Below are 18833 nucleotides of genomic sequence, written 5' to 3' on the forward strand. Positions count from 1 at the left end.
AACCTGTGGATATTAACATCCTTTCAGAACGATTACATCATACTTTATCAACATTGCGCTACGGCGAAAATCCTCCAGAGCTGTATGAGCCTATCCGGTACATTATGGCTTTGGGGGGCAAGCGCATTCGTCCTTTATTGGTGCTTTTAGCGGCCAAAATGTACGATAATGATATTGATAAGGCACTTTTGCCAGCAGCGGCAGTAGAGGTTTTCCACAACTTTACGCTAATGCACGACGACATTATGGATCGTGCCCCGCTACGCCGCGGACAACAAACCGTGCACGAAAAATGGGATGCCAACACGGCCATACTTAGCGGCGACGTGATGCTGGTGCGCGCTTACGAGCTGTTGTTGCATGTAGAAGAAGGCAAACTGGCTAAAGTTCTGAAGTTATTCAGTACGACAGCCGCTGAAGTATGCGAGGGGCAACAACTGGACATGAATTTTGAGAACCGCGTGCAGGTAAGTATACAGGAGTACATCCATATGATTACTTTGAAGACTGCCGTACTTTTAGGTTTTAGCCTGGAGCTGGGAGCCACACTACAGGGTGCACCCAACGAAGATGCAGAGCATCTGAGGCTGTTTGGCAACAATGTGGGCATTGCCTTCCAGTTGCGCGACGATTTGCTCGATGTGTACGGCGACAAGGATAAATTTGGCAAGCAGGTAGGAGGAGATATACTTTCAGACAAAAAAACATTTCTGATGTTGACGGCGCTGGAGCAGGCAAACGAGCACCAAAAGCAGACCATCATTAACTGGCGCAATAAAACAGAGGACAGCATAGCCGCTGAAAAAGTACAGGCTATAACCGAGATTTACGACCAACTGCACATACGCCACCAAACAGAGCAGCACATCGATTTATACTTCCAGAAAGCGCTGCACCACCTGGATGCCATTGCCTTACCGGAAGAAAGAAAAGAAACCTTGCGCGGGCTGGCCCTGCAGCTAATGGAAAGGGACAGTTAAACCTTTACCGGTAGTATAGTGCGTAAAAGTTTCTTTAATTACCGGTTAATCATTTATCATTACTAATTTACTACTACTCATCATGAGCGTTACCATTATACTGATTATTATCACGGTTGCTGTTTCCCTTTATGCCTGGCAAAACGATAGCCTGATGCACAAGTGGATATTCCAGCCTTATGCTGTGCAGCGCGATAATTCGTGGTATCGTTTTATTACTTCCGGCTTTCTGCACGCCGACTTTACGCACCTGTTCTTTAACATGTTCACGTTCTTCTTTTTTGGTGGAGCGGTAGAGCAGACTTTCGAAATGCTTTTCGGGCCAACTACAGGCATTCTTTTATACTTGCTGGTTTACCTTGGAGGCATTATCGTGTCAGATATTCCTACTTTCATCAAGCACCGCAACGACCCACCTTACCGTGCCTTAGGCGCATCGGGTGGTGTGGCAGCTGTTGTTTTCTCAAGTATACTTTTCTACCCAACACAGGATATTTGCCTGTATGCCATCCTATGTATACCCGGGTTTATACTTGGTGTGCTGTATGTGGTGTACTCGTATTACCAAGGCAAAAAAATGGGCGACAATATAAACCATGATGCCCACTTGTACGGAGCTATTTATGGGTTTGTGCTCAGCTTAATTTTAGTACCGCAGGCGTTCCCTAATTTTGTGTCGCAGATTGCTGACTGGCGTATGTTTTAGCAGCAAGTTAAAGAGGCAAAAAGCAACTACATCTCGTGTTATGTGGCTTAAGTCTGGCCACTTGCGTATAAAGTGCTATAAACTAGTACTTAAAAACGTGAATACCATCCCCGCCATTGCCCTTAAAAATTTTGCTTTTTCGCTCATACTTTGCCTTTCTGTGTTGCAAGTGCAGGCGCAACAGGTAGCAGCTGTGCCACAAGCGCGTACCTCCATGCTGCAATTCATTATTGAGAAACAGCCGGAATTAGGCAACTTAATTGCTAAGGCAGGACTTGCACCAATACTATCCGGAGACGCAGCGTATACATTTCTGGTGCCGCCTGCCTCGGAGATCAAAGATCTTAAAAATGAACCCGCGCAACGCCTCAGAACTATCCTGTCAGGACACATCCTAAAAGGCAAGTACCTTGAAAGCGATTTTAAGGATGGCACCACATTAGAGACTTTGGCAGGCACTCAACTTAACATTTGCCGCAAAAAAGACCATACTTTGGTAAGCGGTTCACGGATTGTTGAGGCGAACACAGAGGTTAAGAATGGCGTTATTCATCAATTATCCCGATCTATCAAGCTTTAGCCTCCCCATCGTACTATCTACAGCTATCAGTCCAAGTTATACTTTGTAAAGTGTCAGGCATGTACAGCAGAAGTACGTATTAGTGCTTAAGCATCCATGTCCGAAAAACTAAAAAATACCGATTTCGATTCTAAAGCAGTTGTTGCTAAAACAGACTGCTACGAAATACTATATCAAAAAAATAAAAACAGGATTTACTTTACAATCAATGGCTTCTGGAAGAGTGCAGAAGTTGTTCCTGATCTCCTGAAAGATATCCTGCACTCTACTACACTTGTGCGTAAGGGCTTTACCTTGCTGGTGAATTTCGGTAATATGATTACCCATCCACAACAACTTAACACGCTGCACATTGAGGTTCAGAAGCTGTTTGTAGAAGCGGGCCTTGCGTATGGTGTCTATATAGAACCTATCGACAAAATAGCTAACTTTCAGGTAGAGCAGACGGTACTAGCCAGTCTTATAAAATTAGAGCGTTTTAGTACATTACCAGAAGCTGAAGAGCGGCTGGAAAGCATCTCTTTCAATTAATTTCTCTTTAAATCTGGTTTAGCGTATAGCTTTTCTCTTAAACTACCGTATTTCTCCCTATCAATCAGGTTATAAAGAATAACAGTTTTTATCCTATCTGTAACTTTTAAGGCTGGTCCTGCGCTTGGCAAGCTCTTGATACTATACCTATGACATATGAAATTGCCATAGTATTGGGTATTATTCTGGTAGCAGTTATACTTTTTATAACTGAGCGGCTATCTATTGATACAGTTGCCATCCTGACGATGGTGCTGTTTATGGTAACCGGCACGCTTACGCCTGCTGAAGGCCTGGCTGGTTTCAGTAGTCCTGCTACATTAACAGTAGCCGCCATGTTCGTCATCAGCTCAGCCATTTTCAAATCAGGGGCTTTAAGCAGTGTAGGAGTAGGGCTTACACGTATAGGCCGTAAAAACTACCTTCTTTGCCTGCTTTCTGTAATGGTAATCGCAGGTATATTATCTGCCTTTATCAATGATACGGCGGTTGTAGCGCTGTTAATGCCCGTTGTTATACAAGTAAGCCACGATATAAAGGTAAGCCCTGCAAAGCTCTTGATTCCGCTTTCTTTTGGAGCGCTGATGGGTGGGGTATGCACTTTAATTGGCACATCCACCAACATACTTGTAAGCGGTATAGCCGAAGCGCAGGGGGAGGAGCCGCTGCAGATGTTTGAGTTCACTAAAGCCGGAATTTGGTTCTTACTAGTGGGGGTGGTGTACATGTTTTTTATCGGCAGGCATTTGCTTCCAAACAGGAGTGTAGCCGAAGATCTGTCAGAAACTTTTCACCTGGGGGATTACGTGACCGAGATTGTGCTGCTGCCTGAGTCGCCGGCAGTAGGGGTGCCCTTAGAAAAAGCTACCATGGTTAAAGACCTGGACATAGAGGTGATGCAGGTAACGCGGCAAAAAGAGAAAATACAGGTGTTCCCTTCGTTGATTCTGCACGCAAATGATATACTGAAGGTGCGTTGCAATGTAGACAAGCTTAAGCTGCTGAAAGAGGAGAAAGGAATTTTGCTTAAATCGGAGCGCAAGTTTAAAGACAAAGACCTGCGCCTGAACGACAGCAAGTTCTACGAGGCTGTTGTGCCGCCTAACTCATACTTAGAGGGTAAGTCGTTGAAGCAGCTTGATTTCAGGACCTACAACCACGGAGCGTCTGTACTGGCCATTCGCCACCGCAACGAGGTACTGCACGAAAAGCTGACACATGTAAAATTATCAGCCGGCGATGTGCTCTTGATAGCAGCCAACGAGTTTCAAGCATCCAAGCTTCGGCAAAACGAGGACCTGCTGCTTATCTCCCAAACAGAGCACAGCCACTATAACTACAGTAAAATAATACCTGTTTTGATAATAAGCGTGCTGGTAGTGGCTACTGCGGCAATGGGTTTGGCATCTATTGTATTAAGTGCCCTAACTGGTGTCGTTTTACTTATTTTGTTTAAGTGTATCAGGGTAGATGAAGTATACAAAGCCATTGACTGGAAAGTGATTTTTATGCTGGCAGGTGTGCTGTCGATGGGGGCGGCGCTGGAGAAAACAGGGGCCGCAAAGCTATTGGCTGATTACCTGATATACGGTTTAGGAGATTACGGCCCGCATGCGTTGCTGTCGGTGATTTTCTTCATCACGTTTATGGCTACCAATTTTATGTCGAATAATGCTACGGCAGCTTTACTAGCGCCTATTGCCATTGTTACGGCACAAGAACTGGGCATTAGCCCTAAGCCCTTTATTATGGCTGTAGCCTATGCAGCCTCGCTTAGCTTTATGACCCCGATGGGTTACCAAACCAATACCATGATTTACGGGCCCGGCAATTACCGCTTCTCTGATTATTTAAAAGTAGGCACTCCACTCAACATTCTCTTCTGGATACTAGCCTCGCTTATCATTCCGATTTTCTTTCCATTTTAAATTATGTTCCACGTGAATAAATCTTAATAAATATATATGCTATGCCTAATACAGTAAGAGAACTCAGCAAAGTTTAGAAGAAGCATCTGTTGTTATAGAGGAGGCAAAAAGTAGTAACACATATTTAAACTTTCATTCACAATTACAAATAACCACGTGCCTGCAACTGGAAAAGCTCGGCATACTTTCCTTGCTGCGCCAGCAATTCCTCATGCGAACCCAGTTCTTTCAGCTGTCCTTGCTCCAGGAACAGTATTCTATCCGCCATGCGCACCGTGGAGAAGCGGTGAGAGATGAGCACAGCGGTTTTACCTGCAATTAACTCCGAGAAACGTACAAACACCTCATGCTCGGCACGTGCATCCAGGGCAGAGGTAGGCTCATCGAGTATCAGCAACTGTGCATCGCGCATGTAGGCACGTGCCAGGGCAACTTTCTGCCACTCACCCCCCGATAGTTCTACGCCTTTGTTAAAGCGCTTGCCGAGTACTTGTTCATACTTATCCGGTAAGCGCTGAATAACAGGGTCAGCAAGGCTTTTGTAAGCAGAACTCTGTATCCGTTCATGGTCCTGTATGTTGCTGATCTGGCCGATGGCGATGTTGTCCGAAGCTGTCATCTGGAAGCGTACGTAATCCTGAAAGATAATACCTACCTGGTGGCGCAGGTCGTTTAAGTCATACTCGCGCAGGTCCTTGCCATCTAAAAGTATACGTCCTTCCGTAGGCTCGTATAGCCGTGCCAGCAACTTAACCAATGTAGTTTTGCCGGCACCGTTTTCCCCGACTAAAGCCAGTTTTTCGCCGGCTCTTAAATGGAAAGACAGGTACCGGACTGCCCACCTTTCGCTATTATGGTATTTAAACCCAACATTTTCAAAGGTAAAACCTTCCTGTATAGGCCTCGGAATGGGCAGAGGATCTGTTGGCGGCGTAATCTGTGGGCGTAGTTCCAGGAAATCGAACAGGTCCTGCAAGTATAAGGCACTTTCTGCAATTTGTGAGAAGCGGTTCATGATGCCCTGCAAAAGCCCGCGCATGCTGTTGAAGGAGCCAGCCAGAAAGGTGAGCGTACCAACTGTTATGGCACCGGCCACCGTCTGGAAAAGTATGAACACATAAGCGCCATAGTAAGCCAGCGCGCCTAACGATGAAAGTATACTTCCCCACACAGCTCTTTTTAAGGTGATGCTTTTATTCAGGTTGTAATACTTATCCGAGAGCAGCTTAAAGCGGCTGGACAGGAAGCCTGAAAGGTTAAAGGTCTTGATCTCCTTAGCTGTTTCGTCGGAGGCGCCGATGTAGCGCAGATAGTCTAGTTCGCGGCGTTCGGGTGTCCAGGATCGGGAGAGGGAGTAACTGCGTTCGTTAAAATGCGTCTCGCCCAAAAACGAAGGTATAACCGCTACCAAAAGTATAAGTATAAGCCAGGGGTTGAAGGCAATTAAACCGATGGCCAGAAAACCAATCGTTACAATATCCTGCAACTGCGATAGCACCTGCGACATAAGCACCACCCGTGTTACCGTTTGCCGCCGTGCCCGCTCCAGCTTGTCGTAAAAAGTAGCATCTTCAAATTGCGCCAGGTCCAGGGTGGCGGCATGCTCTATCAAGGCTATAGAAGTGCGGTTGGAGAACAGGTCGCCCAGAAGGCTATCCAGTAAGGTAATTCCCCTGTTAATGATGTCAGAAAGTATAGCCAGGCCCAGTTCCAGAGCCACCAGCATCCATAAGTATGAAAGATTAGGCTCGCCTGCAACGTCTATCAACCGGAGAACCTCGTCTATTATCAGCTTACCAATATACAGCATAGCCAGCGGCAACGACGACTTTACAAGGCGCAGCAGCAGGTTACCGATGGTCATACCTTTGCTTGTCTCCCAGATCAGCCTGAAAAACTTGGGAAGGTTCTTTAAGGCTCCTACCTGCTCCTTAAAGCTTTTCTTATCATTGTTTGCCGTAGTTGCCGTTCTGCTGCCTTTTGTTTGTTTACTCATACTTATACTTTAAACGCCGCTGCTACTGCTTTGGCTATACCTATACCAGTAAGTATAAATTATGTTTAGGGTGCAGGCTAAGCACAAAGTCTTTAGCTGTTGATGATAGGTGGTGAAATCTCAAGGGAAATATTGAATATCTGAGTTACTAATGTATTTTTATCGTATGAAAGCGTTTTACGCATACCTGATTGCATTATAAAATTACAGTTAAACAACCACACAACTATGAAAAAACACCTGTTTACCCTTTTGCTTTGTTTCGGCTTAGCTTATGCTTCCTTTGGGCAAACTGCTGTACCTCAAGCAGATGTAGCCACCGTAGAGGCTGTTGTAAATGCGGGCCTTAAAATAATATCCGGGCCAAAAGACCAGCCGCGCGACATGGAGAAATTTAAGGCGCTGTTTCTGCCCAATGCCCAATTGGGAGGCGTGTTCTTTAACGGCGACAGCAGCTTTGTGCGCATTACCACAGTAGAGAATTTTGCAGATAAAAATGGCCCTGCTTATACGAAGATGGGTTTTTACGAGAATCAGATTAGCCTGAAGATAGAGCAGTTCGGGAACATTGCCACCGCTTTTCAGGCTTATGAAACGCGTTACGGCAAAGATGGCAAAGTAGAAGATCGTGGTATTAACACGTACCAACTTGTGTTTGATAAAGGCCGCTGGTGGATTGCAAGCCTTCTGTTTACACCAGAAAACGCAAAGTACCCGCTCCCAAAAAAATATTTAAAGTAGGCAGGTTTCGGTAACTAAACAATGACCAGGTATTTACTTTACTTCCTGACAGGTTTTGCGCATGCCCTCGTTATCCTGATTTACAGAGGTTATATGGGTATAGAGCCAACCGTGTACTCCACAACAGCCCTTGTTAGCGGCATGGTGCTTTTTGGAGTGGTGTCTTGGTTAAAGCTGTATCTGGAGCGCATTGGCGCCATCATGGCTTTGCTATGCGTGCTGGCTATGTTTCCGTGGGCAGTTGATGCAGGCCGCAAAGTACTGGAGTATGATGCTTTCTTAAGCGGCGTTTTAATCGTTACCCAAAGTATGCTGCTGCTGCTTGCCTTAGCTACCTTTGCAACAAGTATGCGCTATGTGTTAAGCAAAGTGCCCTGGGCGCGTGGTACCTCTACGCCAGGGCCCGTGGCTAAAGTAATTCTCTCCGTTATACCCATTACCATCATAATTATATGGCTGCTGCTGATGGGCAAAGTGCAGTAACTGTAACAGAGAAGCATAAAAGCAGAAGCGCCCGGCCAAAGGTCGGGCGCTTCTGCTATATGTCTAACTTAAAATTTGAGAGGTATACCCCTCTATATTAATGAGAAAAGCCCTGCCAAAAAATGACGGGGCTTTTTCTCACCTTAAAACAAACTAAACTAATCTAAACTTTAACTAACCTTATCTTTAGTAATTAACTTCTTATCTCTAACTGCGGGCTCAGGTTTATGCTCTCCTGTGGCCACTTTTGCAGTATAAATTTTTAGGTCTGGTAAAAAAAGTTGTCTAATAGTTGCAAGTATAAAAACTTGTCTATATATTAGCTTTCCGCAATACCGTCCCTCTCAATTCGGGTGCAAAATTAGTAGTTTGTTTTCTTATTGCAAGCAAAGTCCGCAAATAAATTTCTGACATTTTGTAAATCAGCAAATATGTTGTTTTAACATGCTGATTTATAAGGCAATGCATTCAAAAATAATTTTAAATTCTTTTTGAATTTACTGTTCACAGGAGCCCACTTGCAGCATTAACATAGGATATATACTACAACACCATGTGTTATGCTGGATGCAGAAAGGCTGAAACTAAAAATCGAGGGCAGCAGGAAATATACCTGCTGCCCTCGATTTTTAGTTTTAAACGGAATTAACTTATTAAATCATCGAAACAGTTTTGTTGTCAAGTTGGGTGCCATAGGTTTTTTTGTAATGCACCTTGCGCTCCAGGGCTGCCATCAGGGGCTCAGAGAAATCTACGCCTTCCAATTCGCTGGCATCATATAACCCGCCAGGACTAAACACATTTATCTCCATCAGCTTATCGCCTACAATATCGAGGCCCACCAGGAACATACCGTCTTGTATTAGTTTAGGCTTTACCAGCTCTACCAGGTCTAACATGGTTTGTGTTACTTTTGCTGCTTGCGTAGAGCCGCCGGCATGTAGGTTGCTTCTGATGTCGTCTTTGCCGCTCACACGGTGTATGGCGCAATACTTCCCTTTATACTGGAGAGCCTCGCCGTTCATAACAAGCAACCGAACATCGCCCTCTGTGGCTTGCGGCAGGTACTCCTGCGCTATTACGTACCCATCGCGGCTGATAGCCTCTACAATCTGGTTGAGGTTGGTGGCATCTTCCTTCTTTACCATAAAAACGCCCGAGCCACCCGAGCCTTGCAGCGGCTTGAGTATAATATTGTTTTTTTGCTCGTTAAAGAATTCTTTTATCTCGTCTTTATCGCGGGTAATGAGGGTGCGCGGCCTTACAGCTTCCGGAAAATGCTGAAAGTACATCTTGTTTACTGCATCGGAGAGTGAAGTAGGATCATTTAGTACAATTACCCCGTGGCGCAAAGCCAGCTGGCCAAAAATAATCCCCGCGTTTTGTGCCCAGCCACGTCCTTCTGCTTCTGCAGATGGGTCGTTGCGGAGCATGAGCACGTCCAGGTCGGGGGCTGTAACACGCACTTTAGTTGCTTTGTCGCCTTGCACGGCCTCCAGGTATGTGGCACCTGATTTATACTTGCGCTTGCTGTCGGCTTGTATGGCGGTGGCACCCATGTAACCGTCAGGGTAATAGGCCAGGTCGCCAACGCCCATCAAGTACACGTTGTGGCCGGCATTGTGCATGCGCTGTGCCAGGAAAATGGTTGAATAATTTGCTTTCTCTGTATTTACGTCGTTTACTACGAATCCAATATTCATGGGTGCTGTTGTGTGGTTTTGTTATAGATGTGGCAGAAGATTACAGTAAGTTAAATACTGATATGCCTTTTTTTAGTTGTTCCAGCTTAGGCTGAACACCTGAATCGAGGAGATAGCGGGGCTTTAAGGGAACAGGCCTTAGCACATTGCGGTAAATAAGCTCTTGTACAATGGGTATGTAATCCTGCCTGATTTTACCGATTAACAATGGCTCCAGCTCTTTACCCTGTTTCAGGTACTCGAGCAGGTGCACGAGGCCGCGCAAGTATACGGCATCTTTCGTTAGGCCGCCTCCCCGGTGCACACGCATGGTTATATCCCAGGCTGCTTCATCAGTAAAATGATGCTCGTCTTTTAACCGCCTGAAATTATCTGTAAAGCTACAGCCTTTGGTAAGGTGATACACAGCTACCACGCGGGCCGCAAGTATGCGCATGCGGTCCTGGTCCAGGCCACCAACCAGCCACTCGCTGAGTACAGCAAGCCCTTCCTGCAGCTCTTCGTAGCCGGGGCTGCCGATGTATAGCTGTTGCAGCGGCTGCGCCTTGCCGTTGTAGTAAGTAAGTATATGGGTGCCTACTTCGTGCTGTATAAGTGCCTGCGCCCTATGGCGGGGTATTTTAGCGTCGGTGCCAACATTCAGTCTTCCTTCTGATACAATCAGCCCAACAATATCATCCCGCACATCTACACCTGAATCTACTCCAGCATATTGGTTTTTAAGATAGGCAATCTCCTGCTCTGCCATAGCAGCAAACTCAGGTACAGGTATCAGCTCAATGTCTGTGTGGCGTGTAGGCGCTGGTATGGCTGCGAGTATGCCCTCTGCTACTTTTAAAAGCTGGCTATCCACGCCGCCGTATAATTGCATGCTGCTGTACAAAAAATCGGGCGTGCTCCTGTCCGACAGCATCGTAATCATTTTGTCAAGCTCGTGGCGTTTGTCCCGGAAGAGGAAGGCGAGGGTAGGATCATCTACTTTTTCAATGGGAATGTTGTAGAGGTCGCGCTTCAGTTTATCGGTATCCACGGGCATAAGGCGGTAGTGGAATGTTGGCGTTTTCTCAAACCCGCTTTTCCTGAACTCCTCCCAAGCCTCGTTATTGTTTACAGGTGTTACCAACAGCAGAAACCGGAACTGGTCGCTTATACTTGTCAGTTGTTTGTCAATGCGCCAGGCAATGCGGTTAACAGCTTTCCTGCCTAATGCCTGAAAGTGGATTACCTTGCGGGAGCTCTGCACCTGCACAAAATCGAAAATTGTTTTCTTGATGGCATCAGCGATTTTGTGCCTGAGGGTTCGCTGCAGCAGCGGGTATACGTTGCCGGTTTCCGGACTCTTGTAAACTGGCTTTAATTCCAGGCCAAGTATAAGCACAGCATGCTTTTTCAACTCTTCTTCAGGCATCAGGCAAAGCGGCTCCTGCAGCAGCCTCTCGTTAGATTCTACTTCAACAGTTGTGCGCCTGCCGCTTATTTTTATACTTTCCAGCTCATCCTGCAGCACCTTAATGGTAGCTGGCAATTGCTTTTCGGGGCCAAGCACTTTAAAGAGCGGGGCATCTTTTTCCTGGGCAGCCATCAGTTCTATTATCATAAAAGCCCCAAACTTATCGGCCATAGCTTTGGCTATGCTTTGTACAAGCGGCCGCAGCGCATTTGTGCTTTCCTGGTCTGCAATAATGTAAGAGGCAGTTGCTTTTACAAAATCAGCTGTAGCGTGATCCGGTTTGCCGGTTGGGTGCCTGAAAAGTATAAGAAAGGGCAGGGGACGGTCTACGTATACCAACCCGCCATCAGGTAGGCGGCGGTGCACTTGTTTGCCGCGCTGCAGGCTTTTTGTTATCCGCTGGATAAAACTGTTGGTTATACTTTCGGTCATGGTTTTTATACTTTCTGCAGCAGGCTTATATTTTCATGGAGCAGCGCACGCTGTCGCGTTTTAAGAGGGATATACTATAGGCCATGTTCAGCTGAAGGTGATTTAAAGTAACTACAATAAGGCAAGTGCAATTTTGAGTCTGCTTAAGATTTTACAGCACGCTACATACAGTATGCAGAGCAGCTAAAACAGGTTGGGTTGTTTGTGCCAGCGCCTTTTTTATTTCCTGCACTTGCGCATGGTCAGGTTCGCCGGTCCACTCGTCCATGAAAAACTTCTTAAACTCAATGCTGATTACGCAGGCATTATCTCCAAAGGTGTCGTGAATCCAGCGCATAAAATGTCCGCCCTCAAACTTGATATTCTCGCGCACATCCAGTTGCCGGCCATGGTAATTGTAGCTGCTTAGGTTTTGCATGAAAGCATCTACCACAGGTGCCCACTTCTGGCGGTTCATGTTGCCGGTGCCAATGTTTACCTCCGGGTTTTGCGCAGGGTCCGCTTCAGGACCTGCGGAGCCATCGCGTTTGTGGTTATAGCTGTGCAGGTCGTATACTACAAAGCAGCCGTGCCGCTGCTGTATCTCTTCCAGAAACAGCTTTACATCTGCGTAAAAGCTGTCGTACTGCGCCAGCGATTCTTCTGCAAACGCATCGGCAAGTTCATCTTTCCAAACGTTTAGGCCCCAGGCATCTTCTGGTTTGCGATAAATAGCCTTGTCGCGCGAGCGGTTCAGGTCCAGTTCGAAGCGGGAGTTGTGTCCTATTATATGGTTGTCGGCTATTGCCGCCCACTGGTCCGTAAACGGGTCTTCTTCGCGCAGGCGCTCCTCGGCAGCAAGGGCAAACAGGTTGCTGATGTTGTGGCGTACATTGTGGCCGCTGTGTATGGCAGTTGCTATTAAAGGGCTGTCGCCGCGCTTAATGGTATAGTATGCTGTGTCGGTTTTTGCTTTTGTCATAGCTTTATGTTTGCTTAAATGTACCCTTTTAAGCATCTGAAGGTTATCTGCCGGTTAGTTGCCTTAATTTGTTTTGACCTTGGCTAAGGCTTGTCTATTTTTGTTTACTTTTTAGATTACCAGATGCATACAGACTATACTGCCCAAACACAGGCACTTACCACCGAACAGTTAAAAACCATTTTATCAGAGTACCGCACTTACGAGCCGCAACTTGTTTTGGCGGCCATGGCAGAGCTGCAGCAGCGCGGTATAGTGATACCAAACCCAGCGCAATTGCACCAGGAACTGCTACAGGTGATAGAAGAAATGGAGCAACCTAAAAAGAAGACTCCAGCCCAGAAGGCAAAGAACTTTCTGATGGTGTTTGTGCCGCAGCCGCAATACCAGGTTACCCCGGTTATCCTTAATATAAACCTGTTGGTGTTTATAGTGGGGACTATACTTGGGCTTGATATCATGAACCCGGATGCTGGCCGCCTGATAGAAATGGGTGCAAACTTTGGCCCTTACACGCTTTCCGAAGAGTGGTGGCGATTGCTTACCAGTATGTTTTTGCATGGCGGTTTATTGCACCTGCTGTTTAACATGATGGCTTTGGTAAACATTGGCGCGCAGCTGGAAGCAATGGTAGGGCGTACGCAGTTTTTACTGGCTTATATACTTTGCGGCCTTGCTGGCAGCGTAACCAGCTTATGGTGGACCAGCCCCGAAATAAGCGTATCCGTGGGTGCCTCTGGCGCTATTTTCGGTTTGTTTGGCATGATGCTGATCCTGTTTGTGCTGGAGCGCCAACTAGACTGGAAGAGCAAGCGAGCCATACTCTCTAACATGGCTGTGGTGATAGGTATAAACCTGGCTTTTGGCATGCGTGCCAACATAGATAATGCCGCACACATAGGCGGACTAGTAGCGGGTATACTTTATGGCGCTGTTTTGCTGCTCCGTTCCGGGCGCTACATCACGCACAGGTATAACACTACCGGCACCGCCGTAACAGCTGCCGTTGGGGTGGCATTAATAGTCGGGTTTTTCAGTTTTATACCTTTCCAGGGGAAGGTGCGTTGGGCTTATGTGCTGGAGCAGGTAGGCAAAAAAGAAATGGTGGCCATGCAGGCTGTCGTTGCCCTGGATAAAGCCGGAGATGAATACGATGCGAAAGAGCTTTTGCCGCTAGTTAAGGAAGGAATGCAGCTTTGGGAAGAGAGCGAAGTGCTGTTGGAAAGTATGGAAGATGTGCCTGAAGAAGAACAGGGAAAATTGTCAGCGCTGCTAGATTATGTGCGCCTTCGCAAACTGTCTTACCAGATGCTGCACGATGACCTGGAGGCGGGGCAGCCGCTCATGCACCAAAAGCAGCAGCAGATGCTAAGCGCCATCGGGAGTTATGCAAGCATGTTGCAGGAAAACGATTTTTCTTCTTTAACAAGCCAAAAAATGACTCCTGAAGAAGAAGAGCATGCAGCTAACTTACTAACCAACAGCGAGGGTAAGGCATTAGACTCAGCAGACTTTTCTGCGATAAAAGAGCCTTTGTATGTGCTGGACGGAAAGGAACTGGGCACGGCACCTGTAGCAGAGGCCTTACCGGAAGTAAGGGCGCTTTTACCAAGCGACATCGAGCATGTTACCTTACTTAAAGGCCCGGAAGCTGTAAAGATATACGGCGATAAAGCTGCAGGCGGCGCAGTCATTATCAACACAAAAAAGTAAGTACCCGTAGTATAGTACTTAAGGAAAAACGAACGTTGGCAAGACCAGAGATACTAAATACCTGCCCGACTTGTGGCGCAACAGTACCCGAAGGAGTGCGGCAATGCCCTTCATGTGGCGAGGTGCTGCCTGTTAAAACAAAAGCCTGGTACAAAAACTTAACTCCCACAGAAATCTTTCTCCTTATACTTGGCAGTATTATGCTAATGGTTGGATTGGTGGCGCTGTAACTTAAACATTTTGAAAAATCCAATTACAAGACTTGCATTTTTATAACAAATTATTAACTTTAGATAACTGTAACTTTATGTTGTGGTGTGGGTATAGTTATTCTATCAAGATAGTTTGTTCTTTAAATTGACAAGCATGACAAAATTCTACGATTACCTTCTTCCAACTGTAGCAGTTTTCTTTGTTGCTGCTTTTATGCACATCATCCGTGTGCAGCATATACAGCTTAACCTTATGCTCTCGTTAATGCTTACATACATGATCGGGATGGCAGCAGGCGCAATATTCTTCACCTTAAAAGAAGAGCACATTTCCTTCTAGCTTTTTCAGGAGCTTATACTTTACATAACATAGGTAACCGTAAGGCTATACTTTAGTTAAGGCTCTTATCTGATAAAATTATACTACCCGCGCCCGCACAGAATCTCGGCAACGCTCGCGTAAAGCCATAAAAGGCTACAAGTATAAAAGTAATGAGAACCTTACAGCACCCCCTGTTTATAATCAGCATGCTGCTTTTCTGCCTGAACCGGGTACTAGAGTATAAGCAGCTTTTTATCTGGCCGCTGCACACCCACCTCGACGACCTGCTGTGCCTGCCCATAACCCTCACAATCGTACTTGCGGCAGAGCGTGCTTACTTTCAAAATCCATACTTTGTGCTGCCCTGGCACTACCTGCTCATTGCCGTGTTATCGTTTAGCATTGTGTTTGAGTGGCTATTACCTATGTATGCCACCAGATATACTTCAGATGTCTGGGATGTTGTGGCTTATGCAGTAGGGGCAGGTGCTTTTCATGCTTTTAGTAACCAACGCATTATGCCTGCAAACGCTGTGAAATCAAGCAATTAATACAATTTTCTTGGCTTTAAGAGATTAATAATTAAATGTTTGTAGAGATTTGCACAATAGTTTCCAGAAAATTTTACAACCGGCAAGCAACCTTTGGTTTTATACTGCATCTTTAACTCGAAAGCAGCCTGAAACTACCAGCCGCTGCAGAACAAAACAGACAAACTAAAACGCTTATACTATGAAGATCTCGAAATTCTACGCAACCCCTCTTGTGATCACCTTGTTGCTTATGCTGGTTAACCTGCCGCTTATGGCACAACAACTTAAAGGCAATGGCAACATGCAAACTCAAAACAGAAATGTATCAGGCTTTACAGGCATTGATGTAAGCGGAGGCTTTTCTGTAGAGGTTACGCAGGGCAACAACGAAAGCCTGAAACTGGAAGCAGAAGAAAACCTGCTAGACAACATTAAAACAGAAGTAAGAAACGGTGTGTTGCACATTTACAACGACAAGAGCCTGTCTTCTACAAAAGGAATGAAAGCTTACATCACCGTGAAAGAACTGAACAAAATAGATATCAGCGGCGGCGTAAAGGTGGTAGGTAAGTCTACGTTCAGAACCAACACCATGGCGCTGGACATGAGCGGAGGCTCTAAGGTAACGTTAGCTGTAGATGCCAAGCAGGTGAAAACCGATATGAGCGGCGCCAGCAAAGTAGAACTTAGCGGCAAAACAGATGAGCTTAGAATGGAGATGTCCGGGGCTTCCAATGTAGATGCTTCCGGGCTTGTAGCAAAAGATGTAAGAGTAGGAGCCAGCGGTGCCAGTAAGGTTAAAGTGCATGCTGATAAAACGCTTCACATAGATGCCTCTGGTGCATCGGCAGTATACTACAAAGGCACGCCAAGCATTACATCAGAGACTTCGGCGGCAGCCAAAATTTCAAGATTGTAAAGAGAATACAACCACATATCCTAAGAAAAGCAGCTCTATTTTAGGGCTGCTTTTTTGTTGTAATGCTACACCACCCTTTACCTGAAGCAGCTTGTACAGCTTACATAATATACAAAACCTGAGCCAAGCTAAGAAAACAACGTATCACGAAGTGATAAAGAAATAGGCTGAGAAGTATGGCGATGTGCCTGCCGTGATAAAAGGAACAGAAAACGACGGCAGCGGCGATAGGGTGCTCCGTATCCACTTTCCGGATAAAAGCGATAGCAATGATAATTTTGAGGAGATAGGCTGGAACGAGTTTTTAGAAGAATTTGACAGTAATAAACATACTTTGCTCCACAACCCAAATGGTAACTTAGATAAACTGGTAAACAGAGATTAATTTATAAGTATAAAGGCCTGTGCTACGCCAGCACAGGCCTTTATACTTATAAATCTTTATGTAATTACTTCTCCTGCTTTTGGAGTAATTCTAAAGTATGACCCAGTAATGCTTGGTTTCCCCAGGGGCCGTGGCTGGGTATAACCACCTTTGCCTTCGGGAACCGCCGCTGCACATTCCGGATAGCATTAGGCCAACTTTTCAGGTCTGCATCTGCTGTATTGCCTAAGTTGGTAGCTTGTATATCTTTAACAAGGCATCCTCCAAATAGAATGCTTTGCTGCGGCAAGTATACCACCACGTTATCGGTAGTATGGCCGCCACCGGGGTAATATACTTCAAATTGCTGCTTGCCAATTGTAAACATTGTATCCGTGGCAAAAATAATATCAGGAGAGCCTAATTTATACTCAGCGGCAAGAACAGATGTAAGCTTAGAGCTAGCCACCGGGATACCTTGTGCCTGCAGCACGCCAATGCCGCCCATCTTATCATCATGAAAATGTGTTGGTACACATAGCTTCACAGGCTGTTTAAGGTTCTCTTTTACCCAAGCCATCAGCTGCTCTGTAGGCTCGCTGCCCCAGCCGGTATCAACCAGTACAGCGCCATCTTTAGTGGAAACCACCATACCATGCGACGGCACATTCTGGCCATTATACAGCTTATAAGAAGTATGAATGTATACGTCAGAAGCTATTTTGGTAACTTTTAGCTGCTGCTCCTGCGCCAGCAAAGTATAAGCTGGCAATAGGAACAGCAGGCAAAGAAAAGACGGCAGTAACTTTCTCATTTATACTTAGCGTACTGGCACAGGCAATACCGGCAAGCTGGCATGGCCTGCTGCATCTACAGACTGCACAGCAAAAAAGTAATTGTCTTTAGAGTAGGGCAGGGTAGCTTTGGTATCGGTTACATAAAACTTCTTCTCCCAATTGGATTCATGCGTTGGGCGCATCAGCACGTAGTAACCTGCCGGTTTGGCTCCTTTGCTTGGGGCCTCCCACTTCAGGTCAGTTTTGTTTGTAAGGTTAGAGGTGATAACGCCTACTTTTTCGGGTGCAGCAGGTGCCCAACCTAAGCTTGCCATACTTGCCAGGTTAACACCGGCGTTTTTGCGCAGGTATTCAAAGTCCATAAATTCTGGCAGGTCACCGTACTGTTTGCCGTCTTCTTTGCGCACATCCTGGTGCTGGTGGTCAAAGTCCTCGTTCATCTCGCTCATACGCACCGCTGAAAAGCCTTGGCGGTTAAAAGGAGTGTGGTCGCCACCACGTAAAAAGCGGTCTGAGCGGTGCACTAGTATTACATCAATCTGGTCTACATACTTTTCGCCAACAGTTTCCATGTAGCGGGCAAGGTTGCGGCTAGGGCTGTCGTTTTCGGCACCCAGGGTTTTGCGCAGGCGTGCCTGTTCTTCGGTTTCGCTGGCCGGTGTGCCTTCACTAAAGATGCGTACTCTGGAGTTGTCGTGAATGCCGGTCTCTGCAGAGTAAGAGTTGCCTACAATGTCGTTGTTCTGCATGGCTACCAGGTTCCAGCCTTCTTTCTTGGCGCGCTCTGCCAGGTGTGTAGAACCGTACAGCCCTTGTTCCTCGCCCTGGAAAGCCACGAACATCAGCGTAGCCGGAAACTTTTTAGAAGCCATAACGCGTGCCATTTCCATCACAATCGCAACACCAGAAGCATCGTCGTTAGCGCCCGGTGCTTTGCTTTTAGCGTCCATCACATCAGTTACCCTCGAGTCTAAGTGGCCGCCAACAATAAACACACGGTCATCATTCGGATCGGTGCCTTTAAGTATGGCAATAACGTTGGCCATTTCGGTATCCTGCGGTACGCGGCGTCCGTCAGCTTTTACTACAAACTTATCCATCTCCACGGTCATGCGGCCGCCAGAGGCTTGTGCATACTTCTCAAATTCGGATTTTACCCATTCGCGCGCCGCGCCGATGCCTTCCTTTTTGCTGGTAGTGGTGCTCAACGTGTGGCGTGTGCCAAAGCTTACCATTTTGCGCACCAGTTCTTCCAGGTTTTTAGAGGACAGCTGGTTTACCATCTGTTTGATTTCGTCGTCCTGGCGCACTACTTCCTGTGCTATACTTTGGGAAGGTGTGATAACGTATGATCCTGCCAGCAGGGCTGCTACGAACAGTTTTTTAAGGTTGGATTTAGAGATCATGTTTAGGTTAGGTATTTGTATAAGTTTTAAATATAATCAAGAATCGCTAGAAATCATTGTCTTGACGTTGGTAGAG

Annotated in this window: 19 protein-coding genes; 13 read left to right on the forward strand and 6 right to left on the reverse strand. The window is 46.3% G+C overall.

The features are described 5' to 3' along the window. Positions 1 to 5: 5 nt before the first annotated feature. The 5 genes from Q1A23_RS01455 (at position 6) to Q1A23_RS01475 (ending at position 4725) form a co-directional block, all read left to right on the forward strand. Positions 6 to 980, forward strand: a complete 975-nt coding sequence (locus tag Q1A23_RS01455; protein WP_299818433.1) for a polyprenyl synthetase family protein — start codon at positions 6 to 8, stop codon at positions 978 to 980. 82 nt (positions 981 to 1062) lie between these two features. Then, entirely contained in the window at positions 1063 to 1686 is a 624-nt protein-coding gene (locus tag Q1A23_RS01460; RefSeq protein WP_299818436.1) for a rhomboid family intramembrane serine protease, read from the forward strand. A 97-nt stretch (positions 1687 to 1783) separates the two neighbouring features. Beyond that, complete coding sequence (locus Q1A23_RS01465) at positions 1784 to 2266, forward strand: fasciclin domain-containing protein (protein ID WP_299818439.1); 483 nt, start codon at positions 1784 to 1786, stop codon at positions 2264 to 2266. A gap of 96 nt (positions 2267 to 2362) precedes the next feature. Continuing rightward, positions 2363 to 2797 (forward strand): hypothetical protein, encoded by a 435-nt coding sequence (locus Q1A23_RS01470; RefSeq protein ID WP_299818442.1) that lies wholly within the window; start codon positions 2363 to 2365, stop codon positions 2795 to 2797. A gap of 149 nt (positions 2798 to 2946) precedes the next feature. Then, positions 2947 to 4725, forward strand: coding sequence for an SLC13 family permease (locus Q1A23_RS01475; protein ID WP_299818445.1), 1779 nt, complete (start codon positions 2947 to 2949; stop codon positions 4723 to 4725). Between the two features lie 142 nt (positions 4726 to 4867). Here the strand turns inward: Q1A23_RS01475 and Q1A23_RS01480 are convergent, their stop codons facing one another. Continuing rightward, positions 4868 to 6721, reverse strand: a complete 1854-nt coding sequence (locus tag Q1A23_RS01480; RefSeq protein ID WP_299818449.1) for an ABC transporter ATP-binding protein — start codon at positions 6719 to 6721, stop codon at positions 4868 to 4870. A gap of 228 nt (positions 6722 to 6949) precedes the next feature. On the opposite strand from Q1A23_RS01480, the gene Q1A23_RS01485 reads away from it, so the two are divergent. Beyond that, positions 6950 to 7462 carry a hypothetical protein gene (locus Q1A23_RS01485; protein WP_299818452.1) on the forward strand — a complete coding sequence of 171 codons (513 nt, stop codon included), beginning with the start codon at positions 6950 to 6952 and terminating at the stop codon, positions 7460 to 7462. A 21-nt stretch (positions 7463 to 7483) separates the two neighbouring features. Next, complete coding sequence (locus tag Q1A23_RS01490) at positions 7484 to 7945, forward strand: hypothetical protein (RefSeq protein WP_299818455.1); 462 nt, start codon at positions 7484 to 7486, stop codon at positions 7943 to 7945. Between the two features lie 653 nt (positions 7946 to 8598). Here Q1A23_RS01490 and Q1A23_RS01495 read toward each other — a convergent pair. The 3 genes from Q1A23_RS01495 to Q1A23_RS01505 all read right to left on the reverse strand — a co-directional run bounded on the left by Q1A23_RS01495 (position 8599) and on the right by Q1A23_RS01505 (position 12491). Beyond that, positions 8599 to 9648 (reverse strand): glutathione synthetase, encoded by a 1050-nt coding sequence (locus Q1A23_RS01495; protein WP_299818458.1) that lies wholly within the window; start codon positions 9646 to 9648, stop codon positions 8599 to 8601. A 40-nt stretch (positions 9649 to 9688) separates the two neighbouring features. Next, a complete protein-coding gene (locus tag Q1A23_RS01500) occupies positions 9689 to 11530 on the reverse strand; it encodes a tyrosine/phenylalanine carboxypeptidase domain-containing protein (RefSeq protein ID WP_299818460.1) in 1842 nt (613 codons plus the stop codon). 151 nt (positions 11531 to 11681) lie between these two features. After that, positions 11682 to 12491 carry an N-formylglutamate amidohydrolase gene (locus tag Q1A23_RS01505; RefSeq protein WP_299818463.1) on the reverse strand — a complete coding sequence of 270 codons (810 nt, stop codon included), beginning with the start codon at positions 12489 to 12491 and terminating at the stop codon, positions 11682 to 11684. Positions 12492 to 12581: 90 nt separating this feature from the next. On the opposite strand from Q1A23_RS01505, the gene Q1A23_RS01510 reads away from it, so the two are divergent. From Q1A23_RS01510 to Q1A23_RS01535, 6 genes are all read left to right on the forward strand, one after another. Continuing rightward, positions 12582 to 14204, forward strand: coding sequence for a rhomboid family intramembrane serine protease (locus tag Q1A23_RS01510; protein ID WP_299818466.1), 1623 nt, complete (start codon positions 12582 to 12584; stop codon positions 14202 to 14204). A gap of 35 nt (positions 14205 to 14239) precedes the next feature. Further along, a complete protein-coding gene (locus Q1A23_RS01515; RefSeq protein ID WP_299818469.1) occupies positions 14240 to 14434 on the forward strand; it encodes a zinc-ribbon domain-containing protein in 195 nt (64 codons plus the stop codon). Positions 14435 to 14570: 136 nt separating this feature from the next. Further along, positions 14571 to 14756, forward strand: coding sequence for a hypothetical protein (locus Q1A23_RS01520; RefSeq protein ID WP_299818472.1), 186 nt, complete (start codon positions 14571 to 14573; stop codon positions 14754 to 14756). Positions 14757 to 14908: 152 nt separating this feature from the next. Continuing rightward, complete coding sequence (locus tag Q1A23_RS01525; RefSeq protein WP_299818475.1) at positions 14909 to 15289, forward strand: magnesium citrate secondary transporter; 381 nt, start codon at positions 14909 to 14911, stop codon at positions 15287 to 15289. Between the two features lie 181 nt (positions 15290 to 15470). Continuing rightward, positions 15471 to 16190 carry a head GIN domain-containing protein gene (locus Q1A23_RS01530; protein WP_299818478.1) on the forward strand — a complete coding sequence of 240 codons (720 nt, stop codon included), beginning with the start codon at positions 15471 to 15473 and terminating at the stop codon, positions 16188 to 16190. Between the two features lie 193 nt (positions 16191 to 16383). After that, entirely contained in the window at positions 16384 to 16575 is a 192-nt protein-coding gene (locus Q1A23_RS01535; protein WP_299818481.1) for a hypothetical protein, read from the forward strand. 64 nt (positions 16576 to 16639) lie between these two features. On the opposite strand, the gene bla is transcribed toward Q1A23_RS01535, so the two are convergent. Continuing rightward, a complete protein-coding gene (gene bla, locus Q1A23_RS01540) occupies positions 16640 to 17368 on the reverse strand; it encodes a subclass B1 metallo-beta-lactamase (RefSeq protein ID WP_299818484.1) in 729 nt (242 codons plus the stop codon). Between the two features lie 6 nt (positions 17369 to 17374). Continuing rightward, complete coding sequence (locus tag Q1A23_RS01545) at positions 17375 to 18757, reverse strand: M28 family metallopeptidase (RefSeq protein WP_299818487.1); 1383 nt, start codon at positions 18755 to 18757, stop codon at positions 17375 to 17377. Between the last annotated feature and the right edge of the window lie 76 nt (positions 18758 to 18833).

Origin of the sequence: uncultured Pontibacter sp. (genome assembly GCF_947492645.1) — a bacterium.
Classification (GTDB): Bacteria; Bacteroidota; Bacteroidia; order Cytophagales; family Hymenobacteraceae; genus Pontibacter.